This window comes from Thermotoga sp. 2812B (assembly GCF_000789335.1).
Classification (GTDB): Bacteria; Thermotogota; Thermotogae; order Thermotogales; family Thermotogaceae; genus Thermotoga; species Thermotoga maritima.
Map to the genome: position 1 here is coordinate 1152909 of NZ_CP003408.1, position 17357 is coordinate 1170265.

A 17357-nucleotide genomic window follows, 5' to 3' on the forward strand; every position below is an offset into this window, starting at 1 on the left:
GTGGTTGTGTGCTGAAAGAGTTCAAAGAACAACGGCTCAAGGAGATACAGGAACTTCGTTCTATGGGTATAGAGCCATATCCTTACAAATTCGAAAAGGAACTCACGGCCAGAGAAATAAGGGAAAAGTACGACTATCTTCAAGCTGGAGAAGTTCTTGAATCTGAAAAGCTCTCTTTCGCAGGGAGAGTCATGTCGATACGTCACCACGGAAAGACGGCCTTCTTTCACATGAAAGATGACACGGGCCGGATCCAGGCTTACATAAGAGCAGATTCTGTTGGAAAGGAAAAAATGGATCTCTTCAAAAGACACGTCAAAATAGGTGACTTTATAGGAGTAAGAGGCTTTCCGTTCAAAAGCAAAACCGGAGAGTTGACCATTTACGTTCAAGAATACACGCTTCTGAGTAAGGCTCTACGTCCCTTGCCCGAGAAGTGGCACGGCATAAAAGATAAGGAAATCATATACAGGCAGAGGTACCTCGAACTCATCGTGAACGACGAGGCTATTGAGAGGTTCAAAAAGCGATTCAAGGCTGTCCGGGTGATACGAGAATTTCTCAACAGCAGGGGATTCATCGAAGTGGAAACACCTATTCTTCATTACGTCACGGGTGGTGCGGAAGCGAGGCCTTTTGTGACCCATCTCAACGTTTTTGATATCGATATGTATTTGAGAATCGCACCGGAGCTTTACCTGAAAAGGCTAATCGTTGGCGGTTTCGAGAAGATATACGAGATAGGAAAGAACTTCAGAAACGAGGGAATATCTTACAAACACAGTCCCGAGTTCACCAGCATAGAGATCTACCAGGCTTACGCGGATTACAACGATATGATGGATCTCACTGAAGAGTTGATAGTGGAAGTTGTGAAAAGAACATGTGGCACCTTGAAAATCTCCTACCAGGGCAAGGAGATAGACTTCACACCACCCTGGAAAAGAGTGAGAATGAGAGACTTTCTCAAAGAAAAACTCGGGGTGGACATCCTCGAAGATCCCGATGAAGTGTTGTTGAAGAAGCTCGAAGAACATGGGGTAGAACTGGAAATAAAGAACAGAGCACACCTCATAGACAAACTCAGAGATCTGGTGGAAGAAGAACTGGTGAATCCCACCTTCATAATCGATCATCCTGTAGTGATTTCTCCTCTTGCCAAAAGGCACCGAGAGGATCCCAGACTCACGGAAAGGTTCGAACTCATCATATTCGGAAGAGAGATCGCGAACGCGTTCAGTGAGCTGAACGATCCCGTTGATCAATACCAGAGATTTCTCGAACAGGCGAAAATGAGAGAAGAGGGAGATGAAGAAGCACACATGATGGATCTCGATTTTGTGAGGGCCCTCGAGTATGGAATGCCTCCCACGGGAGGACTGGGAATCGGTCTTGACAGGCTCTTCATGTTCATCACGGATTCCCCCACAATAAGGGATGTGATTCCCTTCCCAATTGTGAAACCCAAAAAGTTCGAGGAAGAAGAGGCGGAATTCGAAGGAGGGTTTGAAGAATGAGAAAATGGATGAAAAAGTGGCAAGGGGTCATTATCTGGACGATTGCTATTGCGTTCGTGGCGGGTATGATCTGGTGGTCGGTGTCGATCAACCTCAGAAACACCCAGAACAACGTTAAATACACCCTCGAACAGAGTCTCGCTTACATCACAAAAGACGGAACGGCTCTGAACGATCCTATCTACTGGCTCATGCCGTGGGAAGTGAATGACTACTACTCCAACCTGTTGAGTTCTTATCAGATCACATCTCTCGATCCACTTTTTGAAGAACCCAGACTCAAAGCTCTGATAGCGGACGTCTTTCTCCAGCAGAAAGTGGTTCTTTACTATGCGGAAAAGAACAACATAAAGCCTTCCAAGAAAGAAATCGAACAGGAAGTGAACAACGTTATCCAAACAATAAAGAACGATCAAAATCAGCTCAACCGGATAGAGAGAATGTACGGAAGCCTTTCGAACTACGAGAAGAACTACCTGGAACCTCAAATTCGAGTTCAGCTCACCATCAAAAAGGTTCAGGAAAAAGTGGGAGTTGTCACCGAGGACGAAATAAAGAAATATTTCGAGGAAAACAAGGAAGACCTTCAGAAGCAGTACGACAGAGTTGACATAGAAGCCGTGTCGTTTGACAGCAGTTCCACGGCTCAGGAGTTCATTGCAAAAGCAAGTGAAATGGGTTTCGATGAAGCAGCTTCCAGTATGAATGTTACTGTTCAACCTTTTTCAAACGCCACAAGGGGGATTTTCCCGGATGAAATAGACACGGCTCTGTTCAGTGCCACTCCAGGTTCGATTGTCGGACCGTTCTTTTTCCTCGATCAATGGTACGTGTTCAGGGTGAAAACTTCTTCGGTTCTCACGGATTTCAACGCCTTCGAGAACAGCGACGCGTACAGTGATGTGAAAACGAAACTGGAACAGGAGAAATTCCAGAAGTGGCTGGAAGAGTTCATGAAGGAAGAAAATCTATCGTACGCGTTCAACGATCAGGTTCTTGAATACTGGTGGAAGTACCTCAAGAACGAAGAAGATCTCTATGAAAAACTGGCGAACCTTCTCTTCCAGGGAGAAAACCTGGCGGCAGAAACACCAGATGAGCTGAAATCTCTCTTCGTCCTTCTCTCCGACAGCAAGATCCAGGAACTCACCAAACAGATAGCCGAATTGACTCAGTACAGAACAGCGCTTGAAAATTCTCAGGAACCAGATGAGGATCTTATAAAGAAATATGGGAAACTCTCCATCGAGGAAGTCGACGCAAGAAAAGAAGAGCTTGAAAAGAAAAAAGCAGAGTTGGAAAACAAAAAAAGAGCAGTTGTGGATTATCTTTACGAGAACTACCCGTCTTCCACGTATGTACTGGAGTACGCGTACCGCTTGCACCCCAACGACATAAACATCAAGTACAACTATTACGCCAATCTTTACAATCAAATCAAACCTTATCTGTCAACTGGAACCTACGATCCAAACCAGATATTTGGAGTTCTTCTCGGTCTCTACACAGTGGCTGAAGCAACGGACGCTTCTACCAGCATACGTCTCGACTCTTATTACATGCTTTACGATATGAGTCTTGCACTGAACGATCCCACATCTGCGAAGTACTACCTCGATGAGATGAAAAAAATCGATCCAAACTTCATGGATTACGAATCTGCCTACAATCAGGTGGAAGCCATTCTCGAAGCGATGAAGACAACAGAAGAGTCTACACCTTCCACGGCGACAGGGGAGTAAAATGAGCGACTATCTTCTGGTTGTTTTCTTGACAGCAAAGATCGTTCTTTTCTACGTGCCTACTCTGAGTTCTTTCAGCGTTTCCGTTGTTTTCAGTACCGCGGGATGGTTGATTTTGCTGCTTTTGGTTTTCAAGGGAGGGCACAGGCTTCTTTACACGGTGCTCTCCCTTTTGTTGTTCGTTGATTTTCTGTACTTTCAGAACTTCGGAAATCTTCCCTCCATTAAGGAAATTGTTCTTCTCCCTCAGATTGGAGATCTCGGCGGTGAAATCAAGTACTTCATCGATTTGTACTCTCTTCTCTTTGTGGCGGATCTTCCTTTTGTGTGGTTCTTCTTCAAAGAAAATACGAAGCGAGCGTATTCTCTGTCTTCGCTTTTTGTCCTGGTTCTGTCTTTCACCTTTCTCGGTGCCATCCACACCTCTCAGAATCTACAATCGAAGTTTGTCTTCAACAGATACGGTGTTTTCGATTATCACGTTCAGGACATCATCAATCTCTTTGTGAACAAGAAAGAAGAAAACAACGATCTGACAGTTTCTTCTGTTAGAAATGAAACGACAAAACCTTCTCAAAAAAGCTTCTTCGGAATAGGAAAAGGAAAAAACGTGATAGTCGTTCAGATGGAATCGCTACAGAATTTCGTGATCGGTCTTGAAGTGAACGGGCAAGAGATCACGCCGAACATAAATTCATTTTTTAGAGATTCCGGAACCGTCTATTTCTCAAGCTGCTACCAGCAGGTGGGAAGCGGGAACACAGCCGACGCCGAGTTTGTTGTGAACACCTCTCTTCACACACTGGGAGACAGTGTGGTCTATGAAGAGTACCCCGTGATAAACCTTCCTACTTTGCCCAGAATTATGAAACAAAACGGCTATCACACAATAGCGTTTCATGGAAACGTTGGCTGGTTCTGGAACAGAGAAGAGGTTTACAAACACATCGGTTTCGACGAATTCGTGAGTCTTGAGGATTTCCAGCAGGATGAGGTTTTCGGGATGGGACTGGCAGATGTTTCTTTCTTCAAGCAGGCTGTTCAGAAACTGCGAAACTATCCACAACCCTTCTACGCTTTTTTGATAACTATATCCAGTCACACTCCCTTTGTTATTCCTGAAGAGCACAGAAAACTCGAACTTCCTGAAGACATATCAGATACCATCGTTGGACACTATCTGCAGGCTATACATTACGCCGATGAAGCGTTCGGTGTTTTTCTTGATGAATTGAAACGAGCTGGCCTCTACGAAAACTCTGTGATCGTTCTCTACGGTGACCACGCGGGCCTGTATCCATTCAACAGGGAAGTCAAAACGAAGATACCCGAGATCCTGGATAGAGAATTTTCTTTCGAAATCGCCCTCAATATTCCCTTTGCTATCCACATCCCTGGAGAGAACATTCGTAGGGTGGTCAACATCCCTGGAGGACAGATAGACTTTCTTCCCACGATCCTGAACGTGATGGGAATAAATTACAGAGAAGGTTTCTTCATGGGGCAGGATCTTCTGAACGCGAAACATGGTTTTGCTGCTTTGAGATATCACGTTCCGGACGGATCTTTCATAGACGACAACCGAGTGTTCATTGTCTCATGGGACGGTAGACTGGATAAGAGTACGGCTATCGACAGAAAAAATGGTACTCCTCAAAGGTACGTGGAGTTTTTAGATGGCTATGTAAAGGCCATACAGCAAATAGAGGCTTCCAGATACTTCATCCTCAGAAACTGTCAGCCTCTGCAGAAGGTCGCCAAGGATCAGACCTCCTCGAGGTGAAGTATCACTCTGTCGTCTTCAAATTCCAATCTCGATACGATCAGATCCTCGAAAAATCTTGCTATCTTTTTGGGGTAGATGTGAATCTCGTTCCCGTGAACTTCCAGTCCTTCTCGCTCTATTCTGCTTTTCAGCATTTCCATCAGGAAAGAGGGCACACCTACTTTCAGGATGATGGGATCATCGGGTGTTTTCTGCGTCGATACTACTTTGACTTTCACCGACAGGGAAAAAGGAAAGGAACCGTGTTTCAGTTTCACCTTAAGGTTTTCATCCTCCTTCGAAAGTGAGAATTGAGAAAATCCTTCGGTGCTTTTCAGAACGATCTTCTCGATCGTGGAGTAATTGGCCTCCAACTTGAGCATTCAAACCCCTCCTATACGATGTTTTTTTGAAAATCCCTTTTGAGGTGTTTCACTGTGAACCTTCCCCAGTTGAAAGTGATGAAAGCCGATGTGGCGTTTCCAAGGACTATGCCCCACCAGACGCCCACAAGTCCTATTCTCAGAACAAAGACGAACAGCCACGAAAAAACAACCTGCATAATCACAGTTCTCATTATGGTGACAATCAGACTTTTGAGTCCCTGACCCACTCCCTGAAACATGGAGGAAGTGAACATTCCAAATGGAACACCTGGAAGAAAAAGACTCAGGATTCTGAGGGCTTTCACCAGATCGCTGTATAATTTTTCACCTTCCTGGGAATAAGTGAACAGCCTAGCGATGTATGGGGCAAAAATCAAGATTGTGAACATCACTACCAATCCTACAAAAAACCCGAGTTTCACGGCGTAGAGATGTGCCGTTTCGAGTTTCTCTCCGTTTCTCTCACCAAAAGCGGCACCTGTAACGGATGTCACGGCCATGGCCATTCCGATGAGCGGGACAGTCCCAAAATTTATAACACGCCACGCACTCGTGAAAACCGCCACTCCATAGTCTCCTCCTGCCCTCACCGCAAAGACGTTGAGCACGTAGATCGCCACCGACATTGAAATTTGTGCCAGCGAAGCCGGAATACCGATCTTCAATATTCTCTTCAGGATTTCTCCATCCCATTTCAAACGGAAGGATACGTACGTGTCCTTCTTGAAAAACATCCAGTACGCGATCAGAAGGGAAGAAACAGCGATTGATACCACGGTGGCGTACGCTGCTCCTCTGATCCCCATACCGAAGACGTAGATGAACACGGGATCCAGACCTATGTTCAGAAGGGAACCTATCGTTATGGCCACCATCGCTCTTTTCGCGTCTCCTTCACCTCTGAAAACACCGTTTGCTACGTTGTTGAACATGATAAGGGGAATGAAATACACGAGGATCACCGAATACTCGAGGGCCAGTCTGAGAGTTTCCCCCTGAGCTCCCGCGAAACTGAGGATATCAGAAATGAAGGGAAGAATAACAGCAATGCTCAAAAAACCAATGACGATTGAAAGCAGGATGGAAACAGAAGCCGCGGTATCTGCTCCTTCCTTGTCTCTTTCTCCAATCTTTTGGGACACCACCGAACTCGCTCCAACTCCTATACCTGCGGCGAGGGAGATGATCACCATGAAAACAGGGAAGAACAATCCTATCGCTGCCAGTGCGTAAGGCCCCAGTCCCGCGACCCAGATACCATCGGCTAGGTTGTAAATCGTCTGGACCAGCATGGCGAGCATCATGGGAATTGAGAGTTTCACTATGGCTTTTCTGGGATCTCCTCTCAGAAGTTTTATTCCGATGGTTTCTCTCTCCAGAACCAATCACCTCCCGTTAAAGATTCTATCATCGAACCAGTGTTAGAATAGTTAAAAAGGAGGGATGAGTGTGAGAATTTTCCTTTTCGATTACGACGGCACACTGGCCGAAGACAACGGATTCGCAGAGGAATATTTTAAGAAACTCACTTCTTTTTTCAGAGATAGAGGTGTTTCGATCTCTCCAGAGCTGGTTCTTGGCTGTGTGGAGGAAATAACCAGGAATCCGGATGGGTCAACCAATCTGGAGAGATACATGAAATGCCTTGAAAAGAGAACGTCACAGTGTGCAGAGAAATGGAAAGAACTCTTCATGGAGTTTTATGAAAGCGAGCTTTTTGATTCGCTCAAAGGTACGGTCGAACCCGTGAAGGGGACGGTGGACCTTTTGAAAGAGAAGAAAAAAGAAGGGAAGATTGTTCTGGCAACGAACCCTGTCTTTCCAAGAATCGCTATTTTGAAGCGACTGAACTGGATTGGACTGTCAGAAGACGATTTCCACTTGATAACAGACATGGAGAGCTTCCATTTTTGCAAGCCAGACCCGAGGTACTACCTCGAGATATGTGAAAAAATGGGAGTTTCTCCAGAAGACTGTGTTATGTACGGTGACGACGAATTGAACGATGGAGCGTGTGAAAAGGTAGGGATGAAGTTCATCAGAGTCCACTGAAGTAGTCTAAGGCGATCTTCAGAATTTCAGGATCCCACTGGGGTCCCTCGTTTCTGCGAAGAATTTCGAAGGCTGTTTTTCTATCCATGGCTTTTCTGTACGGTCTGTCGCTGGTCATCGCATCGAATGCGTCAGCTACGGCGATGATCCTCGATTCCAACGGTATTTCTTCCCCGCGAAGTCCATCCGGGTATCCCTGACCGCTGTACCATTCGTGATGGTGTCTCACTATCTTCGCTATATCGGAGAAGTCTTCGATTTTGCTGATCAGTTTTTCACCGAGTTCTGGATGCTTCTTCACTTCTTCGTATTCTTCTTTTGTGAGCTTAGAGGTTTTGTTGAGAATGGCACCTTTGACACCTATCTTTCCTATGTCGTGGAGAACAGCGGCTATCCTGATTCTCTCCACCACCTGATCTGGAAGACCCATTCTTCTGGCTATTTCCTGTGAATAATCAGCGACTCTCAGGCTGTGCCCGCTGGTGTAGGGGTCTTTTAACTCCACCGCGTACGAGAACGCTTCTATTGTTTGGAAAAAAGTTTTTCGGAGTTTCCTGTAGAGGCTCAAACGTGAGAAGAAGATCGCCAGGATTCTCGCCATCATTTTGAGGGATGAGAGTTCGTATTCGGTGATTTCCGAATCCTTTTCAATTTCGAGGACGAGGGGAGTGTTTTCGTACTCGAAGAAGATGGCGGCTGCGGATCTTGTTCTTCCATTCGTGACATCGTAAAACTCCGGGAAATCCCTTACATCGTTCACGAAAAGATCTCTCTTTGTTTCAAAAGCCTTTACCACGATACCTCTTTTGAGATTGACCACCTCGATCTGGCCGTTTTTCAAAAAGAAGGTTTTTATTTTTCCATCTTCGAGAAGAGAAACGGACGACAGCACGATGCCGGGGAACATGTCTTTCAAATAATGCAGCGTCTTCTCTATGAGTTCTGCTCTTCTTGAAACGTCTAAAACTCTTCCAGAGAGCTGATCATTCTTGAAAGTGTGTCTCTGTTCCTCATAACCTCAAGATACGAATCGTGGGCGTTCAGAAGGAAGAGGGAAAAGTTCAGAACGGAGTTCAGGAAGAGCTCCTCATCCTTTTCGAGTTCTCTGCTTACAAAGATCTTGGCGGATGTCTTTCCGGCTTCTTTGTAGAGCAGATTTTCTGTGAATTCACCGACAACAATGGATCTTTGTGAGTTTTTCAACTCGAGTCCCGACAGCGGTTCTACCAGCTTCTTCACATCGTAAAAAATCCTCTCAAGAGTAGGAACGGGATCGACCTCAAGATCCATTTCTCCCATAGTTTCCATGATTCTGGCCAGCTGGGTGGAGAGAACCTGAAGACTTTCGTAGGAAGCTTCCAGCTCCTGATTCACGGCTGTGAGTTGCTGGTTGAGAGCTGTGAGTTCTTGATTCATTGCGGACATTTTTTCACTCTTTTCGTTCATCTCGTTCTTCAAATTTCTGGACCATCTTCGCCTAAACAGGGAGAGAAACACGGCAAAAACAAGGCAGAGGTGAGAAAGGGACAGTAAGTTGCCTTTGAGAATTTCTAAGAAAGAGAAACTGGAAAGGAGAACAACCAAGGAAATCTCGAAGAGATTGATGAGTTTTTCTATCTTTTCCGTCACTTCCAATAACCTCCTGCGATACTTGATGAACATTTTTTCAACAGGAAATACGACTAGAACAAAACGCCTTCAGTCCTTCCATCAACACGTCAATGGCCCTGGAAAGGAGATCCTTCTCAAGCACGCACGCGATTCTTATCTCTTTTTTTCCAAGCTCTGGGGTCAAATAGAATCCTCTCAGGGGAGCGACCATGGTTGTTTCACCATCCATGTTGAAATCTGTCAGCATCCACCTCGCGAATTCTTCTGCGTCCTCTACGGGGAGTTCTGCGGTTATGTAGAAGGCCCCTGAAGGTTTTGTGAACCGTCTCAAACCGTTTTCTTCGAGTTTCTTCAGTACTGTTTCGACTCTTTCCCTGTACGTTTCCCTCACGAAGTCAAAAAAGGAATCGTCGAGGTTCAGCAAACCAACGGATCCGATTTGTTCTAACAGAGGCGGAGCGAGCCTCCCTTGAGCCAGTTTCATGGCGTGTGCTATCACTTCTTCGTTTCTCGTGATCATACATCCTACCCTCGCCCCACAGGCGCTGAACTTCTTCGAAACACTGTCTATCACTATGACTCTGTCACTTTCAATGCTGAGGGCACTTGCGAATTCTCCCCGAAACACGATTTCGCTGTACACCTCGTCGACAATCAGAAAGAGTCCGTGTCTTTCCGTTATTTCCACGAGATATTTCATCTCGTCTTTTCCATAAACCACTCCGGTCGGATTGCAGGGATTTGAGAGTACTATTCCCTTCGTTCTTTCGTTTATGAAGCTTTCGAGATTCTGAGGGATGGCGAATCCTTCTTCCATTCTCCTCGTTACGGGAATCAATTTCACACCGGCGATCTTCGCGAAAGCGTTGTAATTCGCGTAGAACGGTTCCAGAACGAGGATCTCGTCACCAGGATTTGCTATCACAGCGAATGAAAAAAGAATGGCTTCGCTTCCACCGTTCGTCACCAGAACGTTTTCCGGTTTCACATCTACCCTCTGTCTTCTTTTGTAGTAAGATGCGAAAGCCTCTCTCAATTCCCAGATACCCGCAGAGTGAGAGTAGTACACCACTTCCGGCTTGTTCTCGTAGATGCGCTCAAAAAACACCTCGGGAGTTTTCAGATCGGGCTGTCCTATGTTCAGGTGGTGTATCCTTATTCCTCGCTTCTTTGCCATTTCAGCGAAGGGAACCAGTTTTCTGATTGGGCTTTCTTCGGTCAGCAGGACGCGATCGGAAAACACATTCATCACCTCTTGTCAACCTGAAAGATATAGAACTTCAGGTACTGCGTTTCTGGAACGTTCATGAGAACGGGGTGATCAGGAGGCTGTCCTCCCCTTTTCAAAACGGTCAAACTCGTTTTCGTGTCAAAGGACGCATCCAGGAGAATCTCTCTGAACAACTCTTCAGAAACTATCTGAGTGCAGGAAGAGGTCACGAGAACACCTGGTTTTTTCAATATCCTCATCGCTCTCAGGTTTATCTCCTTGTATCCTCTCCTCGCACTTTCCAGATTGCTCGAACTCTTCGCAAAAGATGGGGGGTCGAGAGCCACGAGATCGTACTTTCGCCCTTCTCTGTCGAAACTTTTCAGAATGTCGAAAGCGTTTCCCGGAAGCAGATCGTACCTGCTGCTGTCAAATCCGTTCAGTTTCAAGATCTCTCTGGCAACCTCAAGAGCCCTCTCCGAATAGTCGACGAGGGTAACGTGTTTCGCTCCTCCCTTGAGGAGATGCACCGCGAAGTTTCCGGTGTAGGAAAACACGTCCAGACAGACTTTTTCCTCGGCCAGATCCATCACCATTCTGGCGTTTTCTCTCTGGTCCAGGAAGAAACCCGTTTTCTGTCCTCTGGTGTCAGCAAGGAATTTGAAACCATTCATCTCGAACTCTATCAGTTCAGGACCCTCACCGTAGACCCATTCTTCTCGATTATCAAGCCCTTCTTTCTCTCTGAAGGTGCCCTCTGATTTCTCGTATATTCCCTTCGGCTTGAATATCTCGATGAGACTATCCAGGATCCAATCTTTCATCTTTTCCATTCCCAGAGTCGTTATTTGAAAGACAAGATAATCCCCAAAAAGGTCAACTATGAGACCTGGCAGAAAGTCCCCCTCGCTGTGCACGACTCTGAAGGCCGTAGTTTCTTTCACGAGTTTTTTCTTTCTCTTCAGAGCGCTCTCTATCCTGTTCTTTATGAAATTTCGATCGATGATTTCGTTTCTCCAGGTGAGAATTCTCACCCTGATCTTCGAGTTGTCGTTTATGTATCCTTTTCCGAAGAAAGAACCGTCGGGTCTGAAAACATCCACGACACTTCCGTTTTCATACTCTCCTTCGACTTTCAGAATCTCGTTGTAAAAGATCCACAGATGACCGCCTGAGATCCTTCGATTCATCCTCTTCAAAAACACCTTTGCCAACTACAACCACCCCATTCCGTACGATATGAGAAAGAGAGTGTAACCTCCAAGGGCAAGGAAGGGGCCGAATGGTATACGCGTTTTTATATCCATTTTACCTTTTCCTTTGATCAGTGCATAGAGTATTCCAGAAATTGAAGCGATCAAGATGGCAAAAATGGAAGGAACTGGTGCGAGGAGGAAGCCTATTCCCATTGCAAGGATCACGTCACCTGCTCCCAGACCGTCTCTGTACATCGCTTTCAGAATCAAAAACATGATCGTCACGATGAGAAAGGAAATCAGATGCTCCAGAAAGGAGGTTCTCAAAGCCACCACGAAGGAAAAGATCAGAACGGTAAAATTCAGGTAATCCGGAATCAGGTACGTTTCAAGGTCTATGAGTGATATCGCGATGAGGGCAGAGGCAATCACGCACGAAGATACGAACAGCAGAGTATCTTTTATGAGAAAACGATTCATTAGAAACAAAACTCCCGTTGAGATCTCCACGATGGGGTATCTGATCGGAATTCTCCATCCACAGTGCCGGCATTTTCCCCTCAAAAGAATATAGCTGATAACGGGAATGTTGTCGTACCACTCTATTTTCCTTTTACAGTTAGGACAGAATGAATGAGGAGGATCCCACAGCTTGAGATCCTCCTTCGTAGATCTGTATATGACAACGTTCAGAAAACTTCCAACTATGGTGCCTATTGCGAACGTCAGGAGATACCACAAGCCCGTTTTTCCTCCTCCGTGAGAAGTTCGTCCAGTATTTCCTTTTTTCCATAATAATACCAGAAATTGCTCTGTCCAATATCATCGAGGATTTCTCTCGCCTTATCGATTTGACCGAGTTTCACATAGGGAACCACGAGGAGCAGCCGTGCCAGGGTGCTCAGCGGAGAAGATTCAACGATCTTTTCAAGCTCTTCGACAACTTCTTTGTATCTTCCGCGTTTCAGCATCACGCGAGCCCATGGTTCTAATTCTGTGGGATACTTGGGTTTACAGTTCATGATCTTCTCTTCCATTTCCCGTGCCTTTTCTTCGTTGCCGAGTTCTCTGTAAAGCTGCGAAAGCTGGTACAGGGCAGGTATATTATCTGGATCGATTTCTAAAAGGCGCTCCAGTGTTTTCACAGCGAGGTCTTTGCGGTTCATTTCATAGTAGGCTTCCGTGATCATGAAGTATGTGATCTTGTCGTTCGGATTGTATTCCAGTTCTCTTTCCCAGTAATGAATTGCCTTCTCATAATCACCCAGGTTGTAGTAGGCTTCCCCAAGAGAGGCGTACGCTTGAACCAGCCAGGGATCTATCTCCACGGCCTTGTCGAGGAATTTTATTCCCTCTTCTATCTTGCCCTGCTCAACGAGAAGAGAGCCTTTTAGCTCGTAGGCTGGAGCGTAGTTTTCGTCTATGTCGAGCATGAACTTTATGATATCATGCGCTATATCGTAAAGGTTTCGATCAGCGTACTCCAGCGCAAGATCGTACAGACCCTTGAGAGAGACATTTTTGAAATCTTTTGGGGTTATGTTCTCTTCTCTGAGCCATTCTTGAAATTCGGGAAAGATGAGAGGTTCATAAACGGTCTCATCGAGATGAACCACCTTCTCCAGTTTTTCGCAGGTTTGTACTTCTTTCATTATGTTTTCTTTTTTCTTCATATCTTCTTTTAGGAGTTCCCAGTCTCCTTCGTAGAGGAGATCCCTGAGAGCCACAACGAAAGGTGTTGAAGTGGTAACATCCAGCCTTTCTCCAGATAAGACAAGTGTTATTATATGTTCTGCCATCAGCCATCCCTCCTGAAACTTGCGGTTCATATTCATTTTACATTATAAACCAGGAAACGGCAAATTCTGTGTTTCTTCTGCTAAAATCTTATCCGGAGGTGAAAGAGTTGAGAGTTTACATAGTGAGATATTCCGAGATAGGTCTCAAAGGAAAGAACAGAAAAGATTTTGAAGAAGCTCTTAGAAGAAACATCGAGAGAGTAACCGGAATGAAGGTGAAGAGACAGTGGGGAAGATTTCTCATTCCAATAGATGAAAACGTAACACTCGATGACAAGCTGAAGAAAATCTTTGGAATTCAAAATTTCAGCAAAGGATTTCTGGTGAGTCACGATTTCGAGGAAGTGAAGAAATATTCGCTGATCGCGGTGAAAGAAAAGCTGGAAAAAGGAAATTACAGAACTTTCAAGGTGCAGGCCAAAAAGGCCTACAAGGAATACAAAAAAGGTGTGTACGAAATAAACAGTGAACTCGGTGCCTTGATACTCAAAAATTTCAAGGAACTTTCCGTTGATGTGCACAATCCGGATTTTGTTCTCGGGGTGGAAGTGAGACCGGAAGGAGTTCTGATTTTCACAGACAGGGTGGAGTGCTACGGTGGACTTCCCGTGGGAACGGGAGGAAAAGCGGTTCTTCTTCTCTCTGGAGGAATAGACAGTCCTGTGGCAGGCTGGTACGCACTGAAAAGAGGAGTTCTCATAGAGTCCGTCACGTTCGTGTCTCCTCCGTTTACATCGGAGGGGGCCGTGGAAAAAGTGAGAGACATATTGAGAGTTCTCAGGGAATTCAGTGGAGGTCATCCCTTGAGATTGCACATTGTGAATCTCACAAAGCTGCAGCTTGAGGTCAAAAAGAACGTACCGGACAAATACTCGCTGATCATGTACAGAAGGTCCATGTTCAGAATAGCGGAAAAAATAGCAGAGGAAACCGGTGCGGTTGCTTTTTACACGGGAGAGAACATAGGACAGGTGGCGAGCCAGACGCTGGAAAACCTCTGGTCTATAGAGAGCGTGACTACAAGACCCGTGATAAGGCCTCTTTCCGGTTTCGACAAAACAGAGATCGTCGAAAAGGCGAAAGAGATCGGAACCTACGAGATCTCTATAAAGCCTTACCAGGACAGCTGTGTTTTCTTCGCTCCGAAAAATCCTGCAACGAGATCTCATCCCTCGATCCTCGAGAAGCTGGAACAGCAGGTTCCAGATCTTCCCGTTCTCGAAGAAGAAGCGTTCACCTCCAGAAAAGTCGAGGTGATAGAGTGAGAAAAATCAGAGATCTTCTGCTGACGATGTACTTCTACTTCATAGCCACCGTATACATTGTTTTTTACGGAGGGTTTGTGCTTTTCAGATCATTTTTAATGAGAGACCGTGAAAAAGCCAGAAAGTACGTTTTGAAGGAGATAGAAAAATTCGGGAAAAGAGCCTTCACATGGCTTTTTTCTGATGTGGTAGTTGAAGGCAGCGAAAACATTCCAAAGGATAGGAATTTCATAGTAGTTGCGAATCATCAGAGCCTCATGGATATCCCGTTGATCCTCGGCTTCGTTGCCACAGGCGCGTTCATAGCGAAGGAAGAACTGAGAAAAATTCCAGGGGTGAACTGGTACATAAGATATCTGAACGGTGTGTTTCTTGACAGGAAAAATCCGAGGAGAGCGGTGAGAGCACTCAGGGAAGCTATTGAAAAGCTCAAAAACGGAGTTACCTTCATCGTCTTTCCGGAGGGAACGAGATCACCAGACGGAAAGGTTCTTCCTTTCAAAAAAGACAGCCTCATGATCGCTGTGAAGACCGGTGTTCCAGTTCTGCCCGTTTCCATCTGGGGAACTTATCATCTGATTCCAAAGGGAAGATGGACGTTCACTCCTGGGAAGGTCTTTCTCAAGATACACGAGCCGGTCGATCCGAAAGGGTTTTCGAACGAGGAAGAACTCAGAAAATACGTGGAAGAGGTCGTGAAAAGGGGAGTTGAAGAGTTGAAAGCGAGGTGGTCGAAATGAGGGTTTATTTTGACAACAACGCAACGACGAGGGTGGACGATCGGGTTCTCGAAGAGATGATCGTTTTTTACCGCGAAAAGTATGGAAATCCCAATTCTGCTCACGGCATGGGTATAGAGGCGAATTTACACATGGAAAAAGCGAGAGAAAAGGTGGCAAAGGTACTCGGCGTCTCACCTTCAGAAATATTCTTCACCTCCTGCGCAACGGAGTCGATAAACTGGATTCTCAAAACAGTCGCTGAGACGTTCGAAAAAAGAAAAAGAACCATCATCACCACTCCCATAGAACACAAAGCCGTTCTCGAAACGATGAAATATCTATCGATGAAAGGTTTCAAAGTGAAGTACGTTCCCGTTGATTCCAGAGGTGTTGTGAAACTGGAAGAACTGGAAAAACTCGTAGATGAGGACACGTTCCTTGTCAGCATCATGGCTGCGAACAACGAAGTGGGAACTGTCCAGCCCGTTGAAGATGTGGCCAGGATAGTGAAGAAAAAGAACAAAGAGACCCTCGTTCATGTCGATGCCGTTCAGACGATAGGGAAAATTCCATTTTCCCTCGAGAAACTGGAAGTGGACTACGCGAGTTTCAGCGCGCACAAATTTCACGGGCCGAAAGGCGTTGGAATAACCTACATCAGGAAGGGAGTTCCTATCAGACCCCTCATACACGGCGGAGGGCAGGAAAGAGGGCTCAGATCTGGAACGCAGAATGTTCCGGGAATCGTCGGGGCAGCCCGCGCTATGGAAATCGCTGTTGAAGAGCTGAGCGAAGCAGCAAAACACATGGAAAAGCTCAGAAGCAAACTCGTATCGGGTCTGATGAACCTGGGAGCCCACATCATAACTCCCCTGGAGATATCCCTTCCCAACACCCTCTCCGTCTCTTTTCCGAACATCAGAGGTTCCACTCTTCAGAATCTACTCTCCGGCTATGGTATTTACGTTTCAACCTCATCGGCCTGCACCAGCAAGGATGAAAGATTGAGCCATGTTCTGAATGCGATGGGGGTAGACAGGAGAATTGCCCAGGGAGCCATCAGAATCAGCCTCTGCAAATACAACACAGAGGAAGAAGTGGATTACTTCCTAAAGAAAATCGAAGAAATTCTCAGTTTTCTGGATTTAACTGGAAATAATCGCCGATAATGGTATAATTTCAACCAGAAGGGGGAATATCTGGTGATAAAAAGCATGACCGGCTTCGGCAGAGTCGAAAAGGTGTCTGGTCCCTATCAGTTCAGAGTCGAGATGAAGTCTTTGAATTCGAAAGGCCTTAACATCATAAACCAGCTGCCCGGGTATCTTTCCATGAAAGAGATAGAGCTGAACAACCTCGTTCAGGAGTACGTGAGCAGAGGAAAAGTCCAAACTCGAGTTCAGGTGAAGTTCCTGGAACCTCCCAAGGTGCTCGAGATAGACAAAAACGTTGTCAGGGCGTATTATTCGATGCTCGATGAAATAGTAGGGGAACTTTCTCTTCCTGAACCTGTGAAACTCTCGGACCTTCTGAACTTCAGGGAGGTCTTTCGAATAGAGCTTTCAGACGAGGAAATAGAAAATATCTGGAACCATCTGGTTCCCATTCTCAGAGAGGCCCTGGAAAAGCTCGTTGAGGAAAGAAAAAAAGAGGGTCAAAAAATAGGTGCGGATCTGAAGAGGATTTTGGAAGACCTTTCGTCTCGAGTTGAAGAAATAGAAAAAATCTCTGATCAGCTTCCTGCACTTTACCGTGAAAAGATAAAGGAAGAAGTGGAGAAAATCCTTCCACAGGATGTCTCCGTGAAAGAAGACATTCTGGAGAATCACGTGGCTTTCATGGCCACCAAAGCCGACATAAGAGAAGAGATCACCCGGCTCAGAAGTCACATAAAAAGAGCTCTTGAGCTAATAGAAAGCGACGAGCCGGTCGGAATGAATCTGGATTTTCTCGGTCAAGAGATGTTGAGGGAGTTGAACACAATCCTTTCCAAGTCTATCTCCGGTGAGATAACCAGCCTTGCTCTCGAGGGGAAGGTACTGGTTTCTCAGTTCAGGGAGCAGATTCAGAACGTTGAGTGAGGGGGAGAAAG

General features: G+C 45.8%; 16 protein-coding genes. 8 read left to right on the forward strand and 8 right to left on the reverse strand.

Features of this window, described 5'->3' with window-relative positions; all coding sequences use genetic code 11:
- The first annotated feature begins 8 nt into the window (after positions 1-8).
- Genes lysS through T2812B_RS05760 form a run of 3 tightly spaced genes read left to right on the forward strand, consistent with a single transcriptional unit; the run spans position 9 to position 5042 of the window.
- The gene (gene lysS / locus T2812B_RS05750; RefSeq protein ID WP_008194604.1) at positions 9-1517 is read left to right on the forward strand and encodes a lysine--tRNA ligase; all 1509 of its coding nucleotides are present in this window, start codon (positions 9-11) and stop codon (positions 1515-1517) included.
- Positions 1514-3259, forward strand: a complete 1746-nt coding sequence (locus tag T2812B_RS05755; RefSeq protein WP_008194606.1) for a peptidyl-prolyl cis-trans isomerase — start codon at positions 1514-1516, stop codon at positions 3257-3259. Before lysS ends, T2812B_RS05755 begins: the two co-directional genes overlap by 4 nt.
- Before the next feature lies 1 nt (position 3260).
- Positions 3261-5042 (forward strand): LTA synthase family protein, encoded by a 1782-nt coding sequence (locus tag T2812B_RS05760; RefSeq protein ID WP_008194609.1) that lies wholly within the window; start codon positions 3261-3263, stop codon positions 5040-5042.
- Here the strand turns inward: T2812B_RS05760 and T2812B_RS05765 are convergent.
- Both T2812B_RS05765 and T2812B_RS05770 read right to left on the reverse strand, forming a co-directional pair.
- Entirely contained in the window at positions 5024-5407 is a 384-nt protein-coding gene (locus T2812B_RS05765; protein WP_004082218.1) for a hypothetical protein, read from the reverse strand. The two genes, T2812B_RS05760 and T2812B_RS05765, sit on opposite strands and share 19 nt — an antisense overlap.
- Positions 5408-5418: 11 nt before the next feature.
- Positions 5419-6795: an MATE family efflux transporter gene (locus T2812B_RS05770; protein WP_008194612.1), complete on the reverse strand. Its 1377-nt coding sequence runs from the start codon at positions 6793-6795 to the stop codon at positions 5419-5421.
- Between the two features lie 64 nt (positions 6796-6859).
- Between T2812B_RS05770 and T2812B_RS05775 the strand changes: the two genes are divergently transcribed.
- Positions 6860-7462, forward strand: a complete 603-nt coding sequence (locus tag T2812B_RS05775; RefSeq protein ID WP_008194615.1) for an HAD family hydrolase — start codon at positions 6860-6862, stop codon at positions 7460-7462.
- On the opposite strand, the gene T2812B_RS09830 is transcribed toward T2812B_RS05775, so the two are convergent.
- Genes T2812B_RS09830 through T2812B_RS05800 form a run of 6 tightly spaced genes read right to left on the reverse strand, consistent with a single transcriptional unit; the run spans position 7449 to position 13278 of the window.
- Positions 7449-8369, reverse strand: a complete 921-nt coding sequence (locus tag T2812B_RS09830; RefSeq protein WP_231556617.1) for an HD-GYP domain-containing protein — start codon at positions 8367-8369, stop codon at positions 7449-7451. The two genes, T2812B_RS05775 and T2812B_RS09830, sit on opposite strands and share 14 nt — an antisense overlap.
- 53 nt (positions 8370-8422) lie before the next feature.
- A complete protein-coding gene (locus T2812B_RS09835) occupies positions 8423-9091 on the reverse strand; it encodes a hypothetical protein (RefSeq protein ID WP_231556567.1) in 669 nt (222 codons plus the stop codon).
- 37 nt (positions 9092-9128) lie between these two features.
- Positions 9129-10322 (reverse strand): pyridoxal phosphate-dependent aminotransferase, encoded by a 1194-nt coding sequence (locus tag T2812B_RS05785; RefSeq protein WP_038050978.1) that lies wholly within the window; start codon positions 10320-10322, stop codon positions 9129-9131.
- Positions 10322-11497, reverse strand: coding sequence for a class I SAM-dependent rRNA methyltransferase (locus tag T2812B_RS05790; protein WP_008194619.1), 1176 nt, complete (start codon positions 11495-11497; stop codon positions 10322-10324). Before T2812B_RS05790 ends, T2812B_RS05785 begins: the two co-directional genes overlap by 1 nt.
- Positions 11498-12220, reverse strand: a complete 723-nt coding sequence (locus T2812B_RS05795) for an A24 family peptidase (protein WP_008194622.1) — start codon at positions 12218-12220, stop codon at positions 11498-11500.
- Complete coding sequence (locus T2812B_RS05800) at positions 12205-13278, reverse strand: tetratricopeptide repeat protein (protein ID WP_008194624.1); 1074 nt, start codon at positions 13276-13278, stop codon at positions 12205-12207. The genes T2812B_RS05795 and T2812B_RS05800 overlap by 16 nt, the downstream gene beginning before the upstream one ends.
- A gap of 107 nt (positions 13279-13385) precedes the next feature.
- Here T2812B_RS05800 and thiI point away from each other — a divergent pair, with 107 nt between their 5' ends.
- Genes thiI through T2812B_RS05820 form a run of 4 tightly spaced genes read left to right on the forward strand, consistent with a single transcriptional unit; the run spans position 13386 to position 17346 of the window.
- Complete coding sequence (thiI, locus tag T2812B_RS05805) at positions 13386-14543, forward strand: tRNA uracil 4-sulfurtransferase ThiI (protein ID WP_008194626.1); 1158 nt, start codon at positions 13386-13388, stop codon at positions 14541-14543.
- A complete protein-coding gene (locus tag T2812B_RS05810) occupies positions 14540-15283 on the forward strand; it encodes a 1-acyl-sn-glycerol-3-phosphate acyltransferase (RefSeq protein ID WP_008194628.1) in 744 nt (247 codons plus the stop codon). The genes thiI and T2812B_RS05810 overlap by 4 nt, the downstream gene beginning before the upstream one ends.
- Complete coding sequence (locus T2812B_RS05815) at positions 15280-16434, forward strand: cysteine desulfurase family protein (protein WP_008194630.1); 1155 nt, start codon at positions 15280-15282, stop codon at positions 16432-16434. Before T2812B_RS05810 ends, T2812B_RS05815 begins: the two co-directional genes overlap by 4 nt.
- A gap of 33 nt (positions 16435-16467) precedes the next feature.
- Positions 16468-17346: a YicC/YloC family endoribonuclease gene (locus tag T2812B_RS05820; RefSeq protein ID WP_008194632.1), complete on the forward strand. Its 879-nt coding sequence runs from the start codon at positions 16468-16470 to the stop codon at positions 17344-17346.
- Positions 17347-17357 lie beyond the last annotated feature (11 nt).